This is a genomic window from Candidatus Frankia alpina (assembly GCF_902806485.1).
GTDB lineage: Bacteria > Actinomycetota > Actinomycetes > Frankiales > Frankiaceae > Frankia > Frankia alpina.
On the sequence record NZ_CADCWT010000326.1, the window covers coordinates 1 to 4,438 of the forward strand.

At 74.2% G+C, this 4,438-nt stretch carries 2 protein-coding genes and 2 pseudogenes; 2 read left to right on the forward strand and 2 right to left on the reverse strand.

Annotated features, from left to right (window positions below):
* Positions 1–320 precede the first annotated feature (320 nt).
* Positions 321–602 (forward strand): metal-sensitive transcriptional regulator, encoded by a 282-nt coding sequence (locus G6R25_RS21915; protein WP_136449351.1) that lies wholly within the window; start codon positions 321–323, stop codon positions 600–602.
* An 80-nt stretch (positions 603–682) separates the two neighbouring features.
* Here the strand turns inward: G6R25_RS21915 and G6R25_RS21920 are convergent, their stop codons facing one another.
* The gene (locus G6R25_RS21920) at positions 683–1,219 is read right to left on the reverse strand and encodes a MarR family winged helix-turn-helix transcriptional regulator (RefSeq protein ID WP_163554406.1); all 537 of its coding nucleotides are present in this window, start codon (positions 1,217–1,219) and stop codon (positions 683–685) included.
* A gap of 169 nt (positions 1,220–1,388) precedes the next feature.
* Between G6R25_RS21920 and G6R25_RS21925 the strand changes: the two are divergent.
* A pseudogene (locus tag G6R25_RS21925) lies at positions 1,389–2,040 on the forward strand (alpha-ketoglutarate-dependent dioxygenase AlkB).
* 57 nt (positions 2,041–2,097) lie between these two features.
* Here the strand turns inward: G6R25_RS21925 and G6R25_RS21930 are convergent.
* A pseudogene (locus G6R25_RS21930) lies at positions 2,098–4,438 on the reverse strand (hypothetical protein); the annotation flags it as partial.

A 4,438-nucleotide genomic window follows, 5' to 3' on the forward strand; every position in this document is an offset into this window, starting at 1 on the left:
AGCCTGAGCGCCCGTGCCGGCCCCCGTGCCAGGCGGGGACGACAATGCAGGTACCGGGGCACGGTTTACTTCGGTGTAGCCGTCCCCGGCACGCACAATCCGTGGTCGGAGCCGGACTTCCCGCGGGAACCAGGCGCCCGACCGAGCCCGACCTCGGCGCCCTGGACGAGGACGGCCCGCCGGGGCCGTCTGCGTCGGCAAGACGAACCTCGACCAGTTCGCGACCGGCCTGGTGAGCACCCGAACGGGTGCCGCACCCTCACAGGTACCGTAGAGGGGTACTGGTCAGGTACTGGTCATCGCGGGGGAAGGCGCGGCGGATGCACGGCTACACCAACACCAAGGACGAGTACACCGCCCGGTTGCGTCGAATCGAAGGGCAGGTCCGCGGCCTGCAACGCATGATCGCCGAGGACAAGTACTGCATCGACATCCTGACCCAGGTCTCGGCCGCGACCCGGGCCCTGCAGTCGGTCGCCCTCGGCCTGTTGGAGGACCATCTCGCGCACTGCGTGGCCCACGCCGCGGCGGAGGGCGGCCCCGTCGCCGAGGAGAAGCTGCGGGAGGCGACCGCCGCGATCGCCCGCCTCGTCCGGTCCTGAGGCTCGGCGCCAGGTGCCTGCCGCCTGCCGGTCCAGGGTTGATCACCCGACACCTCAGCCAGTAAACGGCTCCTCGCCGGTCACCCGATCGGTTCGTTGCGATCGCCCAGCGCCTCCACCAGGTTCGACAGTGCGGGCAGGGCGGTCAGGATGGCCGACCGGTCGGCCTCGACCAGCCGGGCCAGGGCCGCGCCGAGGCGTCGTTCATGGGCGCGCTGCCAGCCGGACAGGGCCGCCGCCCCGGCCGGAGTGAGCCGCAGCAGCGCCGCCCGCCGATCGGCCGGGTCGCGCTCGCGGTGCAGGTAACCGGCGTCGGCGAGCTGCTGCACCAGCGTCGAGACGCTGTTCGGGGCGAGCCGCAGCCGCCCGGCGAGCTCACCGACGCGGGTCGCGTCCTTCTCCTCCAGGCACTGCAGGAGCTCGACCTGCGCCATCGGCAGGGACTCCCACGAGTAGTCGGTGCGGATGCTTGTCCGCAGCACGCGGCGCAGCCGGGTGACGATCTCGGTGAGCCGGCGCACGTCCTGGTCGAGACCGGTTGCGGCGTGGCCGGCGGTAGGCGGCAGGCCGGCGCTGGGGCCCTCGGCGACGCCGGGCTCGGGGGAACGTCCGGTCAATGCGTCCCTGCCATCATCGTGAACAGCCTCCTGGATCCCGCAGGTTACGCTGCGCGGCGACGGCTGCGGCGCGCCGCGACCATCGATCGGCCCACACCGGGACCCGTCGTGGCCGCGAGGTAGCGTCGGGAGAGTGCCGGACGCCGTCTCACCCGCCGCGGGCGCCGGCATGGTCGATCCGGCCGCGCGATCGGAACGGATCTGGCTGGACGAGCAGTCCTGGGTCGACGTCACCCGCGGATGGCTGCGCGGCGCGGACGAGCTGTGCGAGGCGATGCGTTCGGGCCTGCCCTGGCGGCAGGGGGCCATGTGGCGCTACGAACGCCAGGTCACCGAGCCACCGCCGCACCGCGTGGGTCCCCCGCGGTGCGGCGGTGCCCTTCCCCGCCCTGCTGAATGCCTACCGGGCCCTGCGCCGCACCTACGAGGTGGAGTTCGACGGGTTCGGCATGTCCATGTACCGCAACGGCTCCGATTCCGTCGGCTTCCACCGTGACCGCGAGATGCGCTGGCTGGATGACACGATCATCGCCATCCTCACCCTCGGCGCGCAGCGGCCGTTCCTGGTGAAATCACGCCACCTGCCGCCGGGCCGGCGGCTCCTCAACGACCCGCAGGCGCCGGGCGGGCGCGACCTGTCCCCCGCCGGCGGGGATCTGATCGTGCTGGGCGGTCGCGCCCAGGCCGACTGGCTGCACGCGGTGCCCCGGGTACCCGGACACGTCGGCGCCCGCATCTCCGTGCAGTGGCGCTGGACTTCCCGGGCCGGCCGGGCCGAACAGGTGCCCGGCTACGGCGCGGCCCGGCACTTCAGCCGGTAGGCGGTAGTCGGTAGGCGTCGGCCGGCGACCGCATGGCCCTCGGTGCGGTCGGTGCGGTCAGTCGCAGGGCGGGTCGTAGCGTCGGTGGCCGAGATAGCTGCGCCACTGCTCGCGACCGATGCGGTCGCCGACCCGGGCGCATACCTCGTCCTGCGCCGCGAGCAGATCGAGCTGCCAGAGCCGGACGCTGTCCCCGGTGGCGGCCGCCAGGGTGCCGGCGGGCCCGGCGAGGCCGAGGGTGGTGGTAATGGTGATGCCGGGGTTGGCGCCGACCGGCAGGACACCGCGGCGCACCGGCCGCACCGGCGACGACATGTCCCACAGCGTGATCTGACCGGCCGCGCCGCCGATGGCGAGCACCCGGCCGTCCGCGGACAACGCGAGAGCCCCGTCCGGATCCGGCGCGGCGGCCAGGACCGGTCCGGGCGCGATGGACGTCAACCGGCGCAGACCCCGCGGATCGCCGAGCCCGAAGATCTCCGTCTGGACGCCGCGGGCAGTCGTGGTGGTCGCCGCGAACCAGCGGCTGTCCGGGCTGACGAGGACCGCCCGAACGTTGGCCGCGGCGGTGCGCTGCGCGCGGCTTCGCGGGTTCCGCGGATCGGCGACGTCCCACACGGCGAGGTGGCCTGGGCCGCCGAGCACGAGCGAACGCCCGTCGGGGGTGAAGGCCACGCTGGTGACCTCCGCCGGCAGGGTCAGCACGGCGAGGGCACGCGGCATGCGTGGGCGGCGAACGTCCCACAGCCGGACCGTCCGATCCGCCCCCGCTGAGGCGAGCGTCCGGCCGTCCGCACTGGCCGCGACGGCCGTGACGGCGCCGACGTGACCGCGCAGGTCCATGAGCGGCGCCACTTCGGCTGCGGCGGTCCGCACCTGGCCCAGCTCGCCGTCGTCCACAAGCCGTGGCGGGATCAGCTGCCATAGCCGGAGCACCCCGTCCGCGCCGGCCGTCACGACGGTCTGCGGCGCCGGGCCGGTGGCAGACGCGGACGGGTCCGCCACGGTCGTGACGGCACGCAGCGCCGATCCGACCGTCCCACCAACGCCGGCATCACCAACGGCAGAGTCCGCGTCGTCGGGGATGACCTCGGTGGCGCTGAAGCCACGCCGGGCGGCGCCGACGGAGCGGTTGCCGGAGCCGGCCGCGAGCTGTCGGCGATCGACGGTGGTCGCCGACGGGGCCCCAGCCAGATCGCCGACCCGATGGACCCGGGCGGGATCGGCGATGTCCCACACGTACCCGCCGGCATCGCCGACCACGATCAGGTACCGGCCGTCCGAGGTGACCCGCAGGCCACGGATGGCACCGGTCGACGCGGCGATCTGCCGGACGCTCGCCTCTACCAGCGCCCGGCCGGCCGACGAGGTCGGCTCGATCCGGTACGCGGCGACAGCAAGCTGCCCGGCAAGGTCCGGTTCCCGGTCGAGCAGGCGGATCGCGGCCCCGGCCGCACTGCGCGACGCCGCCGAGCCACCGCGGTCGCGCATGGTGTCCAGAACCGCGAATGCAGGGATGATCAGCAGTGGCGGCGCCGCGCCAAGCGACAGCACGCGCCGCAGCCATCCACGATCCGATCGGCTGTGGCGCGGCGCCGCCACCGCCGGACCCTCCCGGTCCCTGCCGTTCTTCCCGGCATCAGCAGTCGCAGCGACCTCGACGGCGGCAGCGGCAGCCTCGGCGGCGGCGGCAGCCTCGGCGGCGACCGAGACAGCAGCGTCGACTGCGGCACCCGGACCGCCCGGGTCATCCGCGTCGGGCGCGTCGGGCGAAATCTCGTCGCCGGGCCCGGGTCGGGGGGGCAGGTCGCTGGGGAGCGGGGGTGTCTCGTCTCCGGACGGCTGCCGGGAACCGACCGGTCGGGATAAGAGCGTTGAGCCGGGCGGGCTCGCGACGGGCGACGATGTGGCGGCGACGGGCGACGTGTTCGCGGGGTGCGGTGACGTCCCTGCCTGCGCGGCCGGCATCTCATCGCCTGCACGCCTCGCCGCCGCCTCGGTGGGGGTGTCGGCGGGGGTGTCGGCGGAGGGCCACGGCACGACGTGATCGGCCCCAGACCACGTGTCGTCGTCGGGGGCACCGACCATGAGGTGCTCGAGCAGGTCGACGGCCCGAGGCCGACGCTTGGGGTCCTTGCGCATCGCGGCCGCGACCAGTTCGCGCAGCTCGGGATCCAGCTCCGACAGATCGGGCTCGGCGTAGACAGCGCGCTGGAGCAGGGCACGCGGCGTCCCGGCACCGAACGGCGGGCGGCTGGTCGCGGCGAACAGCAGCACGCCGCCCCAGGTAAAGATGTCGGACGCGGCGGTCACGGCCTGTCCGAGAGCCTGTTCCGGGCTGATGAACGCGAGCGTCCCGATGCCGGCCACGGCAGTGCCCGAATTGTCGGCAGGTACG